The 19,074-nt window shown below is 49.1% G+C and carries 14 protein-coding genes, 1 tRNA gene, 2 rRNA genes and 1 riboswitch; of the genes, 8 read left to right on the plus strand and 9 right to left on the minus strand.

The genetic code is table 11. From position 1 onward, the window contains the following. Positions 1-66: 66 nt before the first annotated feature. From XPG1_RS14105 to XPG1_RS14115, 3 genes are all read right to left on the minus strand, one after another. Positions 67-2,974, minus strand: a 23S ribosomal RNA gene (locus XPG1_RS14105). A gap of 184 nt (positions 2,975-3,158) precedes the next feature. Next, a tRNA-Glu gene (locus XPG1_RS14110) sits at positions 3,159-3,234 on the minus strand. An 84-nt stretch (positions 3,235-3,318) separates the two neighbouring features. Further along, a 16S ribosomal RNA gene (locus tag XPG1_RS14115) occupies positions 3,319-4,861 on the minus strand. Together the 16S and 23S rRNA genes with 1 tRNA gene alongside form the textbook arrangement of a ribosomal RNA operon. Before the next feature lie 589 nt (positions 4,862-5,450). Between XPG1_RS14115 and purH the strand changes: the two genes are divergently transcribed. Then, entirely contained in the window at positions 5,451-7,049 is a 1,599-nt protein-coding gene (gene purH, locus XPG1_RS14125) for a bifunctional phosphoribosylaminoimidazolecarboxamide formyltransferase/IMP cyclohydrolase (protein WP_045959612.1), read from the plus strand. A 45-nt stretch (positions 7,050-7,094) separates the two neighbouring features. Further along, positions 7,095-8,393, plus strand: a complete 1,299-nt coding sequence (gene purD, locus XPG1_RS14130; RefSeq protein ID WP_045959613.1) for a phosphoribosylamine--glycine ligase — start codon at positions 7,095-7,097, stop codon at positions 8,391-8,393. Between the two features lie 29 nt (positions 8,394-8,422). On the opposite strand, the gene XPG1_RS14135 is transcribed toward purD, so the two are convergent. The 6 genes from XPG1_RS14135 to nudC form a co-directional block, all read right to left on the minus strand. After that, positions 8,423-9,082 (minus strand): DUF1481 domain-containing protein, encoded by a 660-nt coding sequence (locus tag XPG1_RS14135; RefSeq protein ID WP_231853026.1) that lies wholly within the window; start codon positions 9,080-9,082, stop codon positions 8,423-8,425. A 41-nt stretch (positions 9,083-9,123) separates the two neighbouring features. Further along, positions 9,124-9,396, minus strand: coding sequence for a nucleoid-associated protein HU-alpha (gene hupA, locus XPG1_RS14140; RefSeq protein WP_010848914.1), 273 nt, complete (start codon positions 9,394-9,396; stop codon positions 9,124-9,126). 190 nt (positions 9,397-9,586) lie between these two features. Continuing rightward, a complete protein-coding gene (locus XPG1_RS14145) occupies positions 9,587-10,177 on the minus strand; it encodes a YjaG family protein (protein ID WP_045959614.1) in 591 nt (196 codons plus the stop codon). Between the two features lie 75 nt (positions 10,178-10,252). Beyond that, positions 10,253-10,930 carry a deoxyribonuclease V gene (gene nfi / locus XPG1_RS14150; protein ID WP_045959615.1) on the minus strand — a complete coding sequence of 226 codons (678 nt, stop codon included), beginning with the start codon at positions 10,928-10,930 and terminating at the stop codon, positions 10,253-10,255. A 4-nt stretch (positions 10,931-10,934) separates the two neighbouring features. Continuing rightward, positions 10,935-11,999 carry a uroporphyrinogen decarboxylase gene (gene hemE / locus XPG1_RS14155; protein WP_045959616.1) on the minus strand — a complete coding sequence of 355 codons (1,065 nt, stop codon included), beginning with the start codon at positions 11,997-11,999 and terminating at the stop codon, positions 10,935-10,937. Between the two features lie 169 nt (positions 12,000-12,168). After that, positions 12,169-12,954 carry an NAD(+) diphosphatase gene (gene nudC, locus XPG1_RS14160; RefSeq protein WP_045959617.1) on the minus strand — a complete coding sequence of 262 codons (786 nt, stop codon included), beginning with the start codon at positions 12,952-12,954 and terminating at the stop codon, positions 12,169-12,171. A 197-nt stretch (positions 12,955-13,151) separates the two neighbouring features. After that, a riboswitch (TPP riboswitch) is annotated at positions 13,152-13,277 on the plus strand. A gap of 186 nt (positions 13,278-13,463) precedes the next feature. Here nudC and thiC point away from each other — a divergent pair. Genes thiC through thiH form a run of 6 tightly spaced genes read left to right on the plus strand, consistent with a single transcriptional unit; the run spans position 13,464 to position 19,044 of the window. Then, complete coding sequence (gene thiC, locus XPG1_RS14165) at positions 13,464-15,407, plus strand: phosphomethylpyrimidine synthase ThiC (RefSeq protein WP_045960793.1); 1,944 nt, start codon at positions 13,464-13,466, stop codon at positions 15,405-15,407. Between the two features lie 32 nt (positions 15,408-15,439). After that, the gene (gene thiE / locus XPG1_RS14170; RefSeq protein ID WP_045960795.1) at positions 15,440-16,135 is read left to right on the plus strand and encodes a thiamine phosphate synthase; all 696 of its coding nucleotides are present in this window, start codon (positions 15,440-15,442) and stop codon (positions 16,133-16,135) included. Next, entirely contained in the window at positions 16,129-16,938 is an 810-nt protein-coding gene (locus XPG1_RS14175; protein WP_045959618.1) for a HesA/MoeB/ThiF family protein, read from the plus strand. Before thiE ends, XPG1_RS14175 begins: the two co-directional genes overlap by 7 nt. Next, positions 16,935-17,135, plus strand: coding sequence for a sulfur carrier protein ThiS (thiS, locus tag XPG1_RS14180; RefSeq protein ID WP_045959619.1), 201 nt, complete (start codon positions 16,935-16,937; stop codon positions 17,133-17,135). The genes XPG1_RS14175 and thiS overlap by 4 nt, the downstream gene beginning before the upstream one ends. A 20-nt stretch (positions 17,136-17,155) precedes the next feature. After that, positions 17,156-17,923 (plus strand): thiazole synthase, encoded by a 768-nt coding sequence (locus XPG1_RS14185; protein WP_045959620.1) that lies wholly within the window; start codon positions 17,156-17,158, stop codon positions 17,921-17,923. After that, positions 17,920-19,044 (plus strand): 2-iminoacetate synthase ThiH, encoded by a 1,125-nt coding sequence (gene thiH / locus XPG1_RS14190; RefSeq protein ID WP_045959621.1) that lies wholly within the window; start codon positions 17,920-17,922, stop codon positions 19,042-19,044. The genes XPG1_RS14185 and thiH overlap by 4 nt, the downstream gene beginning before the upstream one ends. The last annotated feature ends 30 nt before the right edge of the window (positions 19,045-19,074 follow it).

Raw genomic sequence — 19,074 nt, forward strand, 5'->3', positions numbered from 1 at the left:
CAATCTCGAACAAGCTATTTCTCTCTGAAACTCTCTCTCTGCCCACTAAAACACCTTCGGTGTTGTCAGGTTAAGCCTCTCGGTTCATTAGTACTGGTTAGCTCAACGTATCGCTACGCTTACACACCCAGCCTATCCACGTCTTCGTCTTAAACGTTCCTTCAGGACCCTCTAAGGGTCAGGGAAGACTCATCTTAAGGCAAGTTTCCCGCTTAGATGCTTTCAGCGGTTATCTCTTCCGCACTTAGCTACCGGGCAATGCCATTGGCATGACAACCCGAACACCAGTGGTGCGTCCACTCCGGTCCTCTCGTACTAGGAGCAGCCCCTTGCAATCTTCCAACGCCCACGGCAGATAGGGACCGAACTGTCTCACGACGTTCTAAACCCAGCTCGCGTACCACTTTAAATGGCGAACAGCCATACCCTTGGGACCTACTTCAGCCCCAGGATGTGATGAGCCGACATCGAGGTGCCAAACACCGCCGTCGATATGAACTCTTGGGCGGTATCAGCCTGTTATCCCCGGAGTACCTTTTATCCGTTGAGCGATGGCCCTTCCATGCAGAACCACCGGATCACTAAGACCTACTTTCGTACCTGCTCGCGCCGTCACGCTCGCAGTCAAGCTAGCTTATGCCTTTGCACTAACCTCACGATGTCCGACCGTGATTAGCTAACCTTCGTGCTCCTCCGTTACGCTTTGGGAGGAGACCGCCCCAGTCAAACTACCCACCAGACACTGTCCGCAACCCGGATGACGGGTCCACGTTAGAACATCAAACATTCAAGGGTGGTATTTCAAGGATGGCTCCATGCAGACTGGCGTCCACACTTCTAAGCCTCCCACCTATCCTACACATCAAGGCTCCATGTTCAGTGTCAAGCTATAGTAAAGGTTCACGGGGTCTTTCCGTCTTGCCGCGGGTACACTGCATCTTCACAGCGAGTTCAATTTCACTGAGTCTCGGGTGGAGACAGCCTGGCCATCATTACGCCATTCGTGCAGGTCGGAACTTACCCGACAAGGAATTTCGCTACCTTAGGACCGTTATAGTTACGGCCGCCGTTTACTGGGGCTTCGATCAAGAGCTTCGCCTTGCGGCTAACCCCATCAATTAACCTTCCAGCACCGGGCAGGCGTCACACCGTATACGTCCACTTACGTGTTTGCACAGTGCTGTGTTTTTATTAAACAGTTGCAGCCAGCTGGTCTCTGCGACTGGCCTCAGCTCCGGACGCGCGGTCCTTCACCTAGCGCCAGCGTGCCTTCTCCCGAAGTTACGGCACCATTTTGCCTAGTTCCTTCACCCGAGTTCTCTCAAGCGCCTGAGTATTCTCTACCTGACCACCTGTGTCGGTTTGGGGTACGATTAATGATAATCTGGAGCTTAGAGGCTTTTCCTGGAAGCAGGGCATCAGCAACTTCGCCACCGTAGTGACTCGTCATCAGACCTCAGTGTCATGGTCAGCCGGATTTACCTGGCTCACCCACCTACATCCTTAAACCGGGACAACCGTCGCCCGGCCTGCCTAGCCTTCTCCGTCCCCCCATCGCAATTATCACCAGTACAGGAATATTAACCTGTTGCCCATCAACTACGCTTTTCAGCCTCCCCTTAGGGGTCGACTCACCCTGCCCCGATTAACGTTGGACAGGAACCCTGTGGTCTTCCGGCGAGCGGGTTTTTCACCCGCTTTATCGTTACTTATGTCAGCATTCGCACTTCTGATACCTCCAGCAGACCTCACAGTCCCCCTTCAACGGCTTACAGAACGCTCCCCTACCCAACAACACCTAAATGTCGCTGCCGCAGCTTCGGTGCATGGTTTAGCCCCGTTACATCTTCCGCGCAGGCCGACTCGACCAGTGAGCTATTACGCTTTCTTTAAATGATGGCTGCTTCTAAGCCAACATCCTGGCTGTCTGAGCCTTCCCACTTCGTTTCCCACTTAACCATGACTTCGGGACCTTAGCTGGCGGTCTGGGTTGTTTCCCTCTTCACGACAGACGTTAGCACCCGCCGTGTGTCTCCCGTGATAACATTCTTCGGTATTCGCAGTTTGCATCGGGTTGGTAAGTCGGGATGACCCCCTAGACGAAACAGTGCTCTACCCCCGAAGATGAATTCACGAGGCGCTACCTAAATAGCTTTCGGGGAGAACCAGCTATCTCCCGGTTTGATTGGCCTTTCACCCCCAGCCACAAGTCATCCGCTAATTTTTCAACATTAGTCGGTTCGGTCCTCCAGTTAGTGTTACCCAACCTTCAACCTGCCCATGGCTAGATCACCGGGTTTCGGGTCTATACCCTGCAACTTAACGCCCAGTTAAGACTCGGTTTCCCTGCGGCTCCCCTATACGGTTAACCTTGCTACAGAATATAAGTCGCTGACCCATTATACAAAAGGTACGCAGTCACACCCTAAAGGGTGCTCCCACTGCTTGTACGTACACGGTTTCAGGTTCTCTTTCACTCCCCTCGCCGGGGTTCTTTTCGCCTTTCCCTCACGGTACTGGTTCACTATCGGTCAGTCAGGAGTATTTAGCCTTGGAGGATGGTCCCCCCACATTCAGACAGGATACCACGTGTCCCGTCCTACTCATCGAGCTCACACTGCCAACGCCTTCGGATACGGGGCTATCACCCTTTACTGCCGGCCTTTCCAGACCGTTCTCCTGACGCTGACACTGCTGATGGCTCTGGGCTGCTCCCCGTTCGCTCGCCGCTACTGGGGGAATCTCGGTTGATTTCTTTTCCTCGGGGTACTGAGATGTTTCAGTTCCCCCGGTTCGCCTCATTAACCTATGAATTCAGTTAATGATAGTGTGACAAGTCACACTGGGTTTCCCCATTCGGACATCGCCGGCTATCACGGTTCATATCACCTTACCGGCGCTTATCGCAGATTAGCACGTCCTTCATCGCCTCTGACTGCCTAGGCATCCACCGTGTACGCTTATTCGCTTAACCTCACAACCCGAAGGTGTCTTCGGAGATGCGGGTTGAGAGACTCGCTCAATACTGTCTTAACAGTACTGAGTGTTTCAAATTTTCAGCTTGTTCCAGATTGTTAAAGAGCATGATTTGTAAATCGGCTGTCACCAGCCCACTTAAAAATACAGTCGGTTACGCCTTTCACCCGTTCCCCGCAGCGTGGCGTCCCCTAGGGGATTCGAACCCCTGTTACCGCCGTGAAAGGGCGGTGTCCTAGGCCTCTAGACGAAGGGGACATCAGTCTTCTTCGCAGACGCGCTGCTTCTTCATTTTCATCAGACAATCTGTGTGAGCACTGCAACAATAACCTATCGTCGGTTTAAGGAGGTGATCCAACCGCAGGTTCCCCTACGGTTACCTTGTTACGACTTCACCCCAGTCATGAATCACAAAGTGGTAAGCGCCCCCCCGAAGGTTAAGCTACCTACTTCTTTTGCAACCCACTCCCATGGTGTGACGGGCGGTGTGTACAAGGCCCGGGAACGTATTCACCGTAGCATTCTGATCTACGATTACTAGCGATTCCGACTTCATGGAGTCGAGTTGCAGACTCCAATCCGGACTACGACAGACTTTATGAGGTCCGCTTGCTCTCGCGAGGTCGCTTCTCTTTGTATCTGCCATTGTAGCACGTGTGTAGCCCTACTCGTAAGGGCCATGATGACTTGACGTCATCCCCACCTTCCTCCGGTTTATCACCGGCAGTCTCCCTTGAGTTCCCACCATCACGTGCTGGCAACAAAGGATAAGGGTTGCGCTCGTTGCGGGACTTAACCCAACATTTCACAACACGAGCTGACGACAGCCATGCAGCACCTGTCTCACGGTTCCCGAAGGCACTTTCGCATCTCTGCAAAATTCCGTGGATGTCAAGAGTAGGTAAGGTTCTTCGCGTTGCATCGAATTAAACCACATGCTCCACCGCTTGTGCGGGCCCCCGTCAATTCATTTGAGTTTTAACCTTGCGGCCGTACTCCCCAGGCGGTCGATTTAACGCGTTAGCTCCGGAAGCCACAGCTCTAGGCCACAACCTCCAAATCGACATCGTTTACAGCGTGGACTACCAGGGTATCTAATCCTGTTTGCTCCCCACGCTTTCGCACCTGAGCGTCAGTCTTCGTCCAGGGGGCCGCCTTCGCCACCGGTATTCCTCCACATCTCTACGCATTTCACCGCTACACGTGGAATTCTACCCCCCTCTACGAGACTCTAGCCAACCAGTCTTAGATGCCGTTCCCAGGTTAAGCCCGGGGATTTCACATCTAACTTAATTGACCGCCTGCGTGCGCTTTACGCCCAGTAATTCCGATTAACGCTTGCACCCTCCGTATTACCGCGGCTGCTGGCACGGAGTTAGCCGGTGCTTCTTCTGCGGGTAACGTCAAACGCCAACCTTATTCAGGTTCACGCCTTCCTCCCCGCTGAAAGTACTTTACAACCCGAAGGCCTTCTTCATACACGCGGCATGGCTGCATCAGGCTTGCGCCCATTGTGCAATATTCCCCACTGCTGCCTCCCGTAGGAGTCTGGGCCGTGTCTCAGTCCCAGTGTGGCTGGTCATCCTCTCAGACCAGCTAGGGATCGTCGCCTAGGTGAGCCTTTACCCCACCTACTAGCTAATCCCATCTGGGTTCATCCGATGGCGTGAGGCCCGAAGGTCCCCCACTTTGCTCCACAGAGATTATGCGGTATTAGCCACCGTTTCCAGTGGTTATCCCCCGCCATCGGGCAGATCCCCAGACATTACTCACCCGTCCGCCGCTCGCCGGCAAGAAAGCACGCTTTCTCCCGCTGCCGCTCGACTTGCATGTGTTAGGCCTGCCGCCAGCGTTCAATGTGAGCCATGATCAAACTCTTCAATTAAAAGTCTGATGCTCAAAGAATTAAACGGTTTATTCATAATGAATTCACTGTTAGTCACTCTTTAAGACTTGCATAATCTTTTCCGCCTTTCGGCGTTAAGATAGGGTCTTGCGAGTGCCCACACAGATTGTCTGATTAATTTGTTAAAGAGCGTGTCAACCGGGCATGACTGCCGGGTTGCGAGGCTGCGTATCTTACGCTTTTCGCCTCGAGAGTCAAGCGTTTATTTTCGCTTTCTTCTCCCTGCCCGGCGCGGCCTGTGTCAGCGTGGCGTCGGTCAGTGGTGGCGCATTATAGGGACTTTTACGGCGCTGGCAATCGTTTTTTTGAAAAAAATTATCGTTTGCCTAATAACACAGCAAAACACCACTTTATACCCGTTTGCACACAGAATTATCCACAATCAAATATTTTGGTGAAAATTATCGAGCATCACGCAAACGTTTTCGTTACAATCTGCGAAGGAAAAATCACCAAATATTTTTTCAGGTTGTTTTGAAATGTTATTGCAGAACCCCTTTTTTCTATACATCCGCGGTTTTTCTTCAATAACACATTCTTGTTTTATGAAATTCGAAGGATCACTCCAATGCAACAGCTTCGCCCAATCCGTCGTGCCCTGCTAAGTGTTTCTGATAAAGCGGGGGTTGTTGAATTTGCTAAGGCCTTATCACATCGTGGTGTCGAACTCCTTTCTACAGGAGGCACTGCCCGTTTACTGGCCGAAGCAGGATTGAATGTTACCGAGGTGTCTGACTACACCGGCTTCCCCGAAATGATGGATGGGCGTGTCAAAACACTTCATCCCAAAATTCATGGCGGTATTTTGGGTCGGCGTGGGCAAGATGATGAAGTTATGACACAGCACCAGATTTTGCAAATCGATATGGTCGTCGTTAATCTTTATCCTTTTGCCCAAACTGTAGCAAAACCAGATTGCTCTCTGGACGACGCTGTAGAGAATATTGATATCGGTGGCCCGACAATGGTTCGCTCCGCAGCTAAAAACCACAAAGAAGTCACGATTGTCGTCAACACCCAAGATTATGACAATATCATTGAGGAAATGGATAACAATCAGAATTCATTGACACAATCCACTCGTTTTAACTTAGCGGTTAAAGCTTTTGAACATACCGCGTCCTATGACAGTATGATTGCCAATTACTTTGGTCAATTAGTTCCACCATATCACGGTGATACTGAGCAACCCGCTGGACGTTTCCCTCGCACTCTGAATCTGAATTTCATTAAAAAGCAAGATATGCGTTATGGCGAAAACAGCCATCAGGATGCCGCTTTCTATATAGAAGCAACAGAAGGACAACCTGCTGAGGCGTCCATTGCTACGGCAACCCAATTACAAGGCAAGGCTCTCTCTTATAACAATATTGCAGATACCGATGCAGCACTGGAATGTGTCAAAGCTTTCGCTGAACCAGCCTGTGTTATTGTCAAACACGCCAATCCTTGTGGTGTTGCAATAGGCACTGGCATCGATATCGCCTATGATCGCGCGTTTAAAACCGATCCGACTTCCGCATTCGGAGGCATCATTGCGTTTAACCGCGAGCTCGATGCGAATACCGCTCAAACCATCATTGAACGCCAGTTTATTGAAGTTATCATTGCGCCTTCTATTCATAAAGCCGCTTTGCCAATTCTGGCAACCAAAAAAAATGTCCGTGTTTTGGCATGTGGTGAATGGCATTCCCCTATTGCTAACCTAGATTTCAAACGTGTTAACGGTGGCTTGTTAGTACAAGATCGGGATTTAGGCATGGTGACAACGCGTGATCTGGTTGTTGTCTCCAAACGCCAGCCAACGCAACAAGAGATGCAAGATGCTCTGTTCTGCTGGAAAGTCGCTAAATTCGTTAAATCCAATGCGATTGTTTATGCCAAGGATAATATGACTGTTGGTATTGGCGCCGGGCAAATGAGCCGGGTTTACTCCGCCAAAATTGCCGGTATAAAAGCCTCAGATGAAGGCTTGGAAGTTCAGGGCTGTGCCATGGCTTCCGATGCATTTTTCCCATTCAGAGATGGTATTGATGCCGCGGCTGCGGTTGGCGTCAGATGTATTATCCAACCAGGTGGTTCCATTCGTGATGAGGAAGTCATTGCAGCCGCCGATGAACACGATATTGCCATGATTTTCACCGGCATGCGCCATTTTCGCCATTAACCATTTTTGTCTTATGACTTGTGCTTTATAAATAGGAGCCTTCAGATGAATATATTGATTATTGGCAGTGGCGGAAGAGAACATGCATTAGCCTGGAAAGCGGCACAATCACCTCTGGCAAGCCATGTTTATGTCGCACCGGGTAATGCAGGCACCGCATTGGAAACAAATTTAGAAAATGTCGATATTGCCGCGACAGATATTGAAGGATTACTGGCATTTGCCCGAGATCATGATATTGCTCTGACTATTGTCGGGCCAGAAGCGCCACTGGTTATCGGGATCGTTGATGCGTTTAAACAGGCAGGGCTGACTATTTTCGGGCCGACAAAAGCAGCGGCTCAATTGGAAGGCTCTAAAGCGTTTACCAAAGACTTCCTTGCCCGCCACCATATTCCTACAGCCGCCTACCAAAATTTCACCGAAATTGACCCCGCATTGGCCTATCTGGAGAAAACGGGCGTCCCAATCGTCATTAAAGCCGATGGCCTTGCGGCCGGTAAAGGCGTCGTGGTTGCTACCACCATGGATGAAGCACAACATGCCGTCAAAGATATGCTGGCAGGCAATGCATTTGGAGATGCAGGGCATCGTATTGTCATCGAAGAATTTCTGGATGGGGAAGAAGCCAGTTTCATTGTCATGGTGGATGGCAAAAATGTGGTTCCTATGGCGACCAGTCAAGATCATAAGCGCGTAGGTGACGCTGATACAGGGCCAAATACCGGAGGAATGGGCGCCTACTCTCCAGCACCGGTCGTCACGGATGAGATCCACCAACGTGTGATGGCGGAAATTATTTATCCCACGGTGGAAGGGATGGCAGCCGAAGGCCATTCCTATGTTGGTTTCCTCTATGCCGGGTTGATGATTGATCAACAGGGAAAACCGAAAGTGATCGAATTTAACTGTCGATTTGGGGATCCTGAAACACAACCTATCATGATGCGTCTACGTTCTGATTTAATCGAATTGTGTCTCGCCGGAGCCAAAGGACAGTTAAGCGGGAAAACATCGGCATGGGACGAACGTCCCGCTTTAGGTGTCGTACTGGCAGCGGGAGGTTATCCTGCCAATTATACCAAAGGTGACATTATCCGTGGATTAGAACAAAACACCGGGAACGATGAGTCAGATATCAATGAAAAAGTCTTTCATGCGGGAACCGCATTGAAAGATCAAAATGTGGTTACTGCGGGCGGGCGCGTTTTATGTGTAACGGCTTTAGGCTGCGATATTGCGGACGCTCAGCAAAAAGCGTATCTCAGAGCCGGGAACATTCACTGGAAAGGTTGTTTTTATCGTAAGGATATTGGATACCGGGCAATTGCTCGTTTGAAATAAATCCATTCAAGCCGACGGAAGTCACAGCATCACAGCTTATCTTGCGTCGGCTCCCAACGACAAAAATCATCATTAGCAACCAACAATAACTGGTTTTCTTTCGGCGAATCCAGCCATGCAATTGTCAGCAAACTTGAGTTGCTACCTTTCCTCTCTTCAAGCCATTTCTGTGAATCAGGCCCAAACGCAACAAATAACGACTTCCCTGAACAGAGCGTCACTTTTCCATCCTGCCAGTGTCCTTGCAATAACCTAACCTTATCTGCAATTAACACGTGACTCATGTTCTCGATTTGACTGGCAGTGGATTTCAGACGAGCCACATCATCACCGGATAGCTGTTCATTATGCCTTTGCAATTGCCGCTGCTTAAAAATGACCGTGCTATTTTGATCGAGACGCAATGTTTCTTCGAGTGGAGGATTACCAAGCACATTGCGACGGATCTGCCACAAATGGCCATGACGATATTCATAGAAAGTGACAGTCGTGTCTTTAGCATGATAAGGGCTGTAAACGCTCATGATAATCTGAGGCTGACTGTTTTGATCATTCAAACGCCACAAGCGGATAACACCGTCAGCGGTAACAAAACCACTGGCGCTGAAAAGCGGGATTTTGGGTTGAATCGAACAGGCGCTGAGCAAAGAGATGATCCCTAGTGCTAACAGCCCCTGTAAAGTCAACAAAAGGGGTTGAATTCCCCCTCTTATTTTTTTTCGCAATGCAATTACTTAACTGCGTCTTTCAGTGCTTTACCCGCGGAGAAAGCAGGTACATTTGCTGCTGCAATTTTGATTTCTTTACCTGTTTGTGGGTTACGACCAGTACGTTCTGCACGATGGTTAACTTTGAAAGTGCCAAAGCCGACCAATTGCACTGCATCGCCATTTTTCAGGGATTCAGTGATTGCATTCAGAGTTGATTCCAGAGCAGCTTTAGCCTGAGTTTTCGTCAGATCTGCGCCTGCTGCAATTGCATCAACTAATTCGGTTTTATTCATAGATTATCCTTACAGTGTGTTTATCGTTTGCAAAGCATCGAGTGCGACGGATATGCCGATTTGACAGCACCCCTGCATACACGCACCGATAGCCACTTCTTTTCGCCCTCCCAATGTAGAACAGAGTGAGGGCAAATGTGAAGCCTTTATTTAAATACGGCAATCCAAGTACAAGACCCTATTTTATGGGTTATTGCTGCAAAGCTATGCCGATATTACTGACCCCTGTTTCACAGAGATCAGCCTTTAATCCTTTAATTAATTCTATATCCCGTTCTTCGCAATTTGCCAATAAACGGTAAATCTCCCATTGAATATCCCACTCTTCCTCAATGGCAGGTAATACTTTCAGCTCATCTTCTGTCATTTCCCTGCCGGCCTGTGTCATTTCTAACATGGCAACAGTACGAATGGAGATTTCACTGACGGCTATCGCATGTTCTAACGTCGAGCCACTCAGACGAGAATGAATGACTTCACCCAGTGCAATGCACGCGTCAATCGCTGGATACACACCATAAATATCATAATGTTCTGATGATGGAATAATAGCTTCCAATTTTTCCAGCTGATTATCAAAATTCACTTTTGCATCTTTAACGACCAATATTTCCCACACTAGATCTAAAATGCGGCGATATTGTACCGGATCGGCAAATTCGCTTTGAAGACAAAATACCTGATAATTTGGGTACATCCGCTCACATAGACTAGCCATAAAAGTCAAATGTTGCCAACTTTCAAGTTTCTCCAACCTCAGGTGGATCGGGTTTCTTAACATTGGTCGTTACTCATCATGCCTATTTGCGTCGAAGTTTACCTGAAAATCAAGAAGATCCACAATTTTCTGTAATAATTATGGGATTGAACGAATTTTTCGACTAAAAAACAACCTATTTGAGGCAATCCCATCCGCCCAACGGGTTGGTTCAGGCAGCTTATATCCCCTTATACACTGTTCAACCCAAAACACGGCACGATCAATACTGATCTTATGGCCGGGGGAAATGTAGAGCGGATTACATCTTCTTTTGCTCCTCAATACGACACCAATCTGTTCACCCTGATCCATTAATGGTTGTCGGCTTCCCTGAACGTCACCGATCGGTTCATGTTCCCCACACAACCGGCTTTTCGCTACCCCGATGGTTGGCACATCCACCAATACCCCGAAATGGCTGGCGATGCCAAAACGCCGGGGATGGGCAATACCCTGACCATCCACCATAACCAAATCAGGCTGCAAGCTTAATTTTTGCCATGCAGCCATCAGTGCAGGGTATTCACGAAAGGAGAGTAAACCGGGAATATAGGGAAGGACAGTATCAATACAGGCAATTTGGTATTCGACCAACGCCAGTGACGGATATTGTAAGATGGCAATGGCGGCACGCGTCACCGTACCGTTTTTTTCAAATCCAACGTCAGCCCCTGCGATAAACTTTGGCGTAAAAGAGGCAGAAAAAACTTCATGGCGGATAACCTGCCGTGATTTTTCTATCTGTTCCTGACGTAATGCTTTCGTATCAATCATAACATTATTGATGGTATTTTACTGAAAGCCTATGCACTGCTTCGACGAACGCCCCTGCATGCTCCGGTGGAACATCCTGATGAATGCCATGCCCCAAATTGAAAACATGCCCGCTGCCTACGCCAAAATCTTGTAAAATTGTCGACACTTCTTCTTCAATACGTGCTGGCGGCGCATACAGCATGGACGGATCCATATTGCCCTGCAAGGCCACTTTATCACCAACCCGCCGCCGAGCATCCGCAATACTCGTCGTCCAGTCTAAGCCAAGCGCATCACAGCCCGTTGCTGCCATCGCTTCAAGCCATTGTCCTCCCCCTTTCGTAAACAGGGTAACTGGCACACGACGTCCTTCATGTTCACGGACCAACCCATCGACAATTTTATGCATATATTGCAGAGAGAATTCCAGATAATCAGCCTGGGACAAAACGCCACCCCAGGTATCGAAAATCATGACAGATTGAGCGCCCGCTTTTATTTGTGCATTCAGGTATAAGATAACGCTGTTTGCCAATTTATCCAGTAAACTATGCAAGGTGGCCGGCGTCACATACATCATGGACTTGATCTTAGTGAACGCTTTGCTGCTTCCACCCTCAACCATATACGTTGCCAATGTCCACGGACTCCCCGAAAAACCAATCAGCGGGATCTGTCCCGCCAACGCTTTGCGAATAGCACGTACAGCATCCATCACGTAGCCTAACTCCAACTCTGGATCAGGCACCGGTAATTTTGCGACATCGGCATGATTCAGGATAGGAGAGTGAAAACGTGGCCCTTCGCCCGCTTCAAAATAAAGCCCCAGCCCCATAGCATCGGGGATCGTTAAAATATCCGAAAACAAGATAGCCGCATCCAGAGGAAAACGACGCAACGGTTGGAGAGTGACTTCACAAGCTAATTCCGTGTTTTTGCATAACGAGATGAAATCTCCCGCTGCCTGACGCGTTGCTTTATATTCGGGTAAATACCGGCCGGCCTGACGCATCATCCATACCGGTGTAATATCGACGGGCTGACGCAGTAAGGCACGCAGATAGCGATCGTTTTTCAACTCATTCATGACAGGCTCCCTTGATTAACTGGTCACAGCACTTTATCTACAGCACCGTTACGCTGCAATATGCACTATAAATCGGCATAGCAACCTAAAATTGGCACACGAAAAAATGGACGCAGTTTAACATGCTTGAAACTGAACTTCCGACCTAACCTCCAATAACGTGATTTGCTTACCGATTACTCAATGACTGATGGCGGCATAACGCAACCGTCTCTTCAATTAAACGACGAGCAATGGTATCAGGGGGCGGGATAAGCGGAAGATTATCATAGCGATGCCACGCTGCACTGATCAGTTCGACAGGGTCAATATTGATTTCGCCACTTTCATAATCGGCCAGAAAACCGACCATTAATGAATTTGGGAAAGGCCAAGGTTGGGAATCGACATAACGTAAATTACGGATCTTAATTCCACTCTCTTCCATCACTTCACGATGAACCGCCTCTTCCAACGTTTCGCCTACTTCAACAAAACCAGCAAGTACGGTATGAATGCCATGACGGTGACGCTGATGTTGTGCCAAAAGAAGATGATCATCACGCCGAATACCGACAATAATGCTGGGCGCAATTTGTGGGTAATAACGTTCATGGCAGTGATGACACAAACAGGCCCACTCATGCAGACTGGGCCGCATCTTATGACCACAGTAACCACAATAGCGATGTGAACGATAAAACTCAGCCAATTGGACACCACGTCCGACCAATTGAAATAATTTGTCATCCCGGTCAGAAATTAACCGGGGAGAAGACATATCTGAAACCATTTTCCGGCGGATTAACCAAACCTTCTCTCCCTGCCACTCGCCGATGGGGATCGCCATTTGATCTTGCAATGTCCATTGTTCAGCCGTCCCCAAAGGTAATTCCCCCTGTGGCAACCAGACCCGATTCTCAAGACTCACAATCCACCAACCCCGTTCTCTACCTGTCAGTTTTTGTTGCATCATCTGTCTCTATTCCATCATTGATTATGTGACCACGTCCAACACAGTTTGCTGCAAATCAACACAAACCAAGCATACTCCTTTTTATTGTCTTTCGCCTCGACGCTGGCAAGTACTCACAAGCCTAGTTAGCAACTGATTGAAGAAAGTGTGATGTTTTAAGTTGTAGTTTTTATCATCCCCTTTATACTCTGGAGTGTTTTTTCTTGTCGGAGTGCCTAACGTTCACCGTCTTATCACGATGAACACAGGCTGAGACCGTTAATTCGGGATCCGCAGAACCTGATCGGGCTAGTACCCGCGAAGGGAACAAGAGTAATCACCCCGCTGCCCGTATTGTGTACACCCTCGGTCAATATCGTGTACACCTACTGTTTGGCATCAACTATTACTCCCTGCGAGCTCCAGACAAGCAATTTTCTCAACGTAAGCCCGCTCAGCAATGAGACAGGCAACAACACAGTCAGGAATTTGCTATGTCTAAGTCCAATGAGACCGTTATTTCAAATAACATGGTTTCCAATACCATTATTCCAACGGCTGATCTTTCGCCAGAAGTTCATCCAACAAGACCGCGTAAGGCGCAACGCGATGCAGCACAAGCGTTTATCAATTCCGTTCAAGGCGTAACCTTCCCCAATTCAACGCGTATTTACCTTGCAGGCTCGCGCCACGATATTCAAGTTCCGATGCGAGAAATCCAACTCTCACCCACCCTTATCGGGGGCACGAAAGAGGAACCTCAATTTGAAGAAAACGAGTCTGTTCCCGTTTATGATACTTCTGGCGCTTATGGTGATCCTGATACCGTCCTGAATGTACAGATTGGTCTATGTAAAATCCGCCAGCCGTGGATTGATGAACGTCATGATACCGAACCCGTTCCCGTCCTCAGTTCCGATTTTACCCAACAACGCCTCGCCGATGCGGGATTGGATCATTTACGCTTTCACCATCGACCACATCCCCTGAAAGCGAAACCGGGTAAACGTGTCACCCAATTGCACTATGCACGCCGCGGCATTATCACACCAGAAATGGAGTTTATCGCCCTGCGCGAAAACATGGGACGCGAGCGTATTCGCAGCGAAGTCTTACGCCAGCAACATCCAGGACAGCGTTTCGGTGCTAACTTACCGGAAAACATTACGCCGGAATTTGTCCTACAGGAAGTCGCGGCGGGTCGTGCGATTATCCCCGCCAATATTAACCACCCGGAATCCGAACCCATGATTATTGGTCGCAATTTCCTGGTAAAAATCAATGCGAATATCGGCAACTCCTCCGTCACATCATCCATTGAAGAAGAGGTGGAAAAACTGATTTGGTCTACCCGTTGGGGAGCCGATACGGTGATGGATCTCTCTACCGGACGCTACATTCACGAAACCCGTGAATGGATACTGCGAAATAGTCCGGTTCCCATCGGGACAGTACCGATTTACCAGGCACTGGAAAAAGTCAACGGTATAGCAGAAAACCTGACATGGGAAATGTTCCGCGATACCTTGCTGGAACAGGCGGAACAAGGGGTGGATTATTTCACGATTCACGCCGGCGTATTACTGCGTTACGTACCAATGACCGCCAAACGCCTGACAGGCATTGTTTCCCGTGGCGGCTCCATTATGGCGAAGTGGTGCCTTTCTCATCACCAGGAAAATTTTCTTTACACCCATTTCCGCGAAATCTGTGAAATTTGTGCTGCCTATGATGTCTCTCTCTCTTTGGGAGATGGCTTGCGTCCCGGTTCAATTCAGGATGCTAATGATGAAGCCCAATTTTCCGAACTGCATACACTCGGTGAACTGACCAAAATCGCATGGGAGTACGATGTTCAAGTGATGATCGAAGGGCCGGGGCATATCCCAATGCAACTTATCCGCCGCAATATGACGGAAGAACTGGAACATTGCCACGAGGCACCCTTTTATACATTAGGGCCATTAACGACCGATATCGCGCCAGGTTATGACCATTTCACCTCAGGCATCGGCGCTGCCATGATTGGCTGGTTTGGCTGTGCCATGCTGTGTTATGTCACCCCCAAAGAGCATCTCGGCTTGCCCAACAAGGACGATGTCAAACAGGGGCTGATTACTTACAAAATTGCCGCCCATGCCGCGGATCTTGCCAAAGGTCATCCGGGTGCTCAAATCCGTGACAATGCCATGTCAAAAGCACGTTTTGAATTCCGTTGGGAAGATCAATTTAATCTGGCCATTGATCCCGATACCGCCCGTGCCTATCACGATGAAACGCTGCCACAAGCATCAGGCAAAGTTGCCCATTTCTGTTCCATGTGCGGGCCGAAGTTCTGCTCAATGAAAATCACGCAGGACGTGCGCGACTATGCCGCAAAACTGGAACAGGAAGCCGGAATGGAACAGATGTCCGCAGAATTTCATGCCCGTGGCAGCGAGCTCTATCACAGCGCAGAAAGAGGTAGCTCATGAAAAACCAGCTCATAATAAAAGAACAGCCTGAGATGCCCGCGATCAATACAAATCCAACCGGCACGCTGCCACAAGCCCCTTTTGTCCCAACCGTGCACCGATTAGGGCTGTATCCTGTTGTGGATTCTCTGATCTGGATTGAGCGATTACTGGAAACGGGGGTCAAAACCCTGCAATTGCGCATCAAAGATCAACCCGAAGAACAGGTGGAAAAAGAGATTCAAACCGCCATTGCACTGGGTCATCACTATCACGCCCGTCTATTTATCAATGATTATTGGCGTCTGGCGATCAAACACCAGGCCTATGGCGTTCATTTGGGACAGGAAGATCTTGAAATTGCCGATCTTAATGCCATCCAGCAAGCCGGATTGCGGCTGGGTATTTCTACCCACAATGAACAAGAACTGACGCGGGCGAAATCCCTGCGTCCCTCTTATATTGCCCTCGGACACATTTTTCCCACTGCCACGAAAGCGATGCCTTCGCTACCACAGGGGCTTGAAGCGCTTAAATATCAAGTTGATATAACGCCAGAGTACCCCACCGTTGCCATTGGCGGGATCTCATTAGCGCGAGTACCGGATGTCGTGGCAACCGGAGTCGGTGGGGTGGCACTGGTCAGTGCGATCACGCAAACAAAAGATTGGCAACAAGCAACAGCCAGATTACTTCATTTAATTGAAGGCAAAACGGCTGGGGGACAAAACGGGAGGCTTTTATGTTAAGCGATCAAGAATTCATGCGTTACAGTCGCCAATTGCTGCTGGAAGACATTGGCCCGGAAGGACAAGCGAAGTTAAAAATCAGCAAGGTGCTGATTGTCGGCCTTGGTGGCTTAGGCGCCCCGGCGGCGCTCTATCTCGCTGCGGCAGGCGTGGGACACCTTTATCTGGCAGATGATGACCAGTTAGAGATTTCAAATTTACAACGCCAGATTCTCTACCGTACAGCAGATATTCCGGCCAATAAAGCCCAATTAGCGGCAAAACAGCTGGCTGAGCTAAATCCCTTGATCACCATCACTGATCTCACCGAGCGCCAAAAGGGTAACTCATTGATGAATGCGGTCAGACAGGTTGATCTGGTACTGGATTGTTGTGATAACATGGCAACCCGTCATGCCATCAATGCAGCCTGCATGGCAGAAAACAAGTCTCTCATCAGTGGCAGCGCTGTCGGTTTTAGTGGACAATTGCTGGTATTGACCCCGCCTTACCTGCACGGCTGCTATGCCTGCCTTTATCCTGATCAAGAAGAGCCTCACAGAAATTGCCGAACAGCGGGTGTCTTAGGTCCCATTGTTGGTGTGATCGGCACATTGCAATCGTTAGAAGCCATCAAAATGCTGGCAGGGCTTCCTTCTCCTCTAAACGGAAAACTCCGGCTGTTTGATGGCAAACAACAAAGCTGGAGCACACTACAGCTTACGCGCTCATCACAATGCCCCATTTGCAACACAGTCAGTAAAAAAACGCTGACGCTCGAAACCAATCGTGATGAAACACAGCCAGGAAAAGCAGTCGCATGAATATTATCGTCAATGATCAAACCATCACATTAAATGCACCCATGACAGTGCAACAATTACTGGAACATATCAAGCGCACTCAAACCGGTACAGCGTTGGCTATCAACCAAGCGATTATTCCACGTTCAGAATGGCGTACCCATCAGATTAATGACGGCGACAATATCTTGCTGTTTCAGGCTATTGCGGGTGGCTAAAATTGCTGGAGGCTAACTTTATGTTAAAAATTGCAGATACAACCTTTCACTCCCGCTTATTGACGGGAACGGGCAAGTTTTCCCATGCTGAAGTGATGATCGAGGCGATCCGTGCCTCGGGTAGCCAATTGGTCACGATGGCAATGAAACGCATTGATCTCCACGGTAATGATGATGGCATACTCGCGCCCCTGCAACAGTTGGGCGTCAAACTGCTGCCAAATACCTCCGGGGCAAAAACGGCCGAAGAAGCCGTATTTGCCGCTCGTCTTGCACGAGAAGCATTAGGAACTCACTGGATTAAATTAGAAATCCACCCCGATGTAAAATATTTGCTGCCCGATCCCATTGAAACGCTGAAAGGGGCAGAACAACTGGTAAAAGAGGGATTTATCGTCCTGCCTTACTGTGGTGCAGATCCTGTCCTGTGTCGTCGGCTGGAAGACGTCGGCTGTGCGGCGGTTATGCCATTGGGTGCCCCCATCGGATCAAATAAGGGATTACTGACTCGTGATTTTCTACAGATCATCATCGAACAGGCCAATGTGCCTGTTATCGTGGATGCGGGGATCGGCGCACCAAGCCATGCATTGGCCGCGATCGAAATGGGCGCGGATGCCGTGCTGGTCAATACCGCTATTGCTGTTGCCCGCGATCCAGTCAAAATGGCGCAAGCCTTTAAAACGGCCATTGAAGCCGGCGAACTATCACATCAGGCCGGTGTTGCGAGTCAGAAATCCCATGCTGAGGCTTCCAGTCCGCTGACCGATTTTCTGGGGGTATTATGACAGCACACACTTTCAGCCAATATTGGCAACGACTGGACTGGGATGACATTACGCTACACATTAACAGCAAAACATCAGAGGATGTTGAACATGCGCTAAGCTGCGAACGTTTGACGTTGGATGATTTTATGGCGTTGCTCTCCCCTGCGGCACAACCTTATCTTGAACCGCTCGCTCAACGTGCCCAACAACTCACTCGGCAGCGTTTTGGAAACACCGTGGGATTTTTTATCCCACTCTATCTTTCCAATCTGTGCGCCAACGACTGTACTTATTGTGGTTTTTCCATGAGTAATCACATTAAGCGTAAGACGCTCAATGAACAGGAGATTGAAGCGGAATGCCTCGCACTGAAAAAGCGGGGATTTGAACATATCCTGCTGGTCACCGGGGAACACCAGAACAAAGTTGGCATGGATTATTTTCGTCGCTACCTTCCCGTGATCCACCGCCATTTTAGTGCTGTTTCAATGGAAGTACAGCCTCTAGCGCAGGAGGAATATGCGGAACTGAAAGCACTGGGATTAGACGGTGTTATGGTCTATCAGGAAACCTACCATCAACCCAGTTACCAATTGCACCATTTGAAAGGCAAAAAGCAGGATTTCCACTGGCGTCTGGAAACGCCCGAACGCCTTGGACGCGCGGGCATAGACAAGATTGGGTTAGGTGCCCTCATCGGGCTGTCCCCCAATTGGCGGACAGACTGTTATATGGTGGCGGAACACCTGCTTTTCCTGCAAAAACAGTATTGGAAAAGTCGTTACTCCATCTCTTTTCCACGCTTGCGCCCCTGTGCGGGCGGCATGAAACCGGCCTCTTCAATGAGTGAAGCCGAACTCGTACAACTGATTTGTGCATTCCGCCTGCTGGCACCAGAGGTGGAGCTATCCCTTTCTACCCGTGAATCCCCGTTCTTCCGTGATCACGTTGTCCCTCTTGCTATCAACAATATTAGTGCGGGTTCAAAAACACAGCCGGGCGGCTATGCTGACGGGCATCATGAGCTGGAACAATTCGCTCCTCACGATAATCGTCCTGTTTTTCAAGTAGCCGAAGCCTTGATCAAATCAGGTTTACAACCTGTTTGGAAGGATTGGGATAATTATTTAGGTCGATAGTTTTAGAACGATAGTTTTGATCCTTCATTT

Source organism: Xenorhabdus poinarii G6 (assembly GCF_000968175.1).
Classification (GTDB): Bacteria; Pseudomonadota; Gammaproteobacteria; order Enterobacterales; family Enterobacteriaceae; genus Xenorhabdus; species Xenorhabdus poinarii.

Excerpts from the sequence above, each read along its gene's own strand:
- hemE (WP_045959616.1), bottom strand. The coding sequence starts at position 11,999 with ATGAATGAGTTGAAAAACGATCGCTATCTGCGTGCCTTACTGCGTCAG.
- XPG1_RS14185 (WP_045959620.1), top strand. The coding sequence starts at position 17,156 with ATGTTAAAAATTGCAGATACAACCTTTCACTCCCGCTTATTGACGGGA.
- nudC (WP_045959617.1), bottom strand. The coding sequence starts at position 12,954 with ATGATGCAACAAAAACTGACAGGTAGAGAACGGGGTTGGTGGATTGTG.
- hupA (WP_010848914.1), bottom strand. The coding sequence starts at position 9,396 with ATGAATAAAACCGAATTAGTTGATGCAATTGCAGCAGGCGCAGATCTG.
- thiC (WP_045960793.1), top strand. The coding sequence starts at position 13,464 with ATGGTTTCCAATACCATTATTCCAACGGCTGATCTTTCGCCAGAAGTT.
- XPG1_RS14145 (WP_045959614.1), bottom strand. The coding sequence starts at position 10,177 with ATGTTAAGAAACCCGATCCACCTGAGGTTGGAGAAACTTGAAAGTTGG.
- thiE (WP_045960795.1), top strand. The coding sequence starts at position 15,440 with ATGCCCGCGATCAATACAAATCCAACCGGCACGCTGCCACAAGCCCCT.
- purD (WP_045959613.1), top strand. The coding sequence starts at position 7,095 with ATGAATATATTGATTATTGGCAGTGGCGGAAGAGAACATGCATTAGCC.
- thiS (WP_045959619.1), top strand. The coding sequence starts at position 16,935 with ATGAATATTATCGTCAATGATCAAACCATCACATTAAATGCACCCATG.
- thiH (WP_045959621.1), top strand. The coding sequence starts at position 17,920 with ATGACAGCACACACTTTCAGCCAATATTGGCAACGACTGGACTGGGAT.
- nfi (WP_045959615.1), bottom strand. The coding sequence starts at position 10,930 with ATGATTGATACGAAAGCATTACGTCAGGAACAGATAGAAAAATCACGG.
- XPG1_RS14175 (WP_045959618.1), top strand. The coding sequence starts at position 16,129 with ATGTTAAGCGATCAAGAATTCATGCGTTACAGTCGCCAATTGCTGCTG.
- purH (WP_045959612.1), top strand. The coding sequence starts at position 5,451 with ATGCAACAGCTTCGCCCAATCCGTCGTGCCCTGCTAAGTGTTTCTGAT.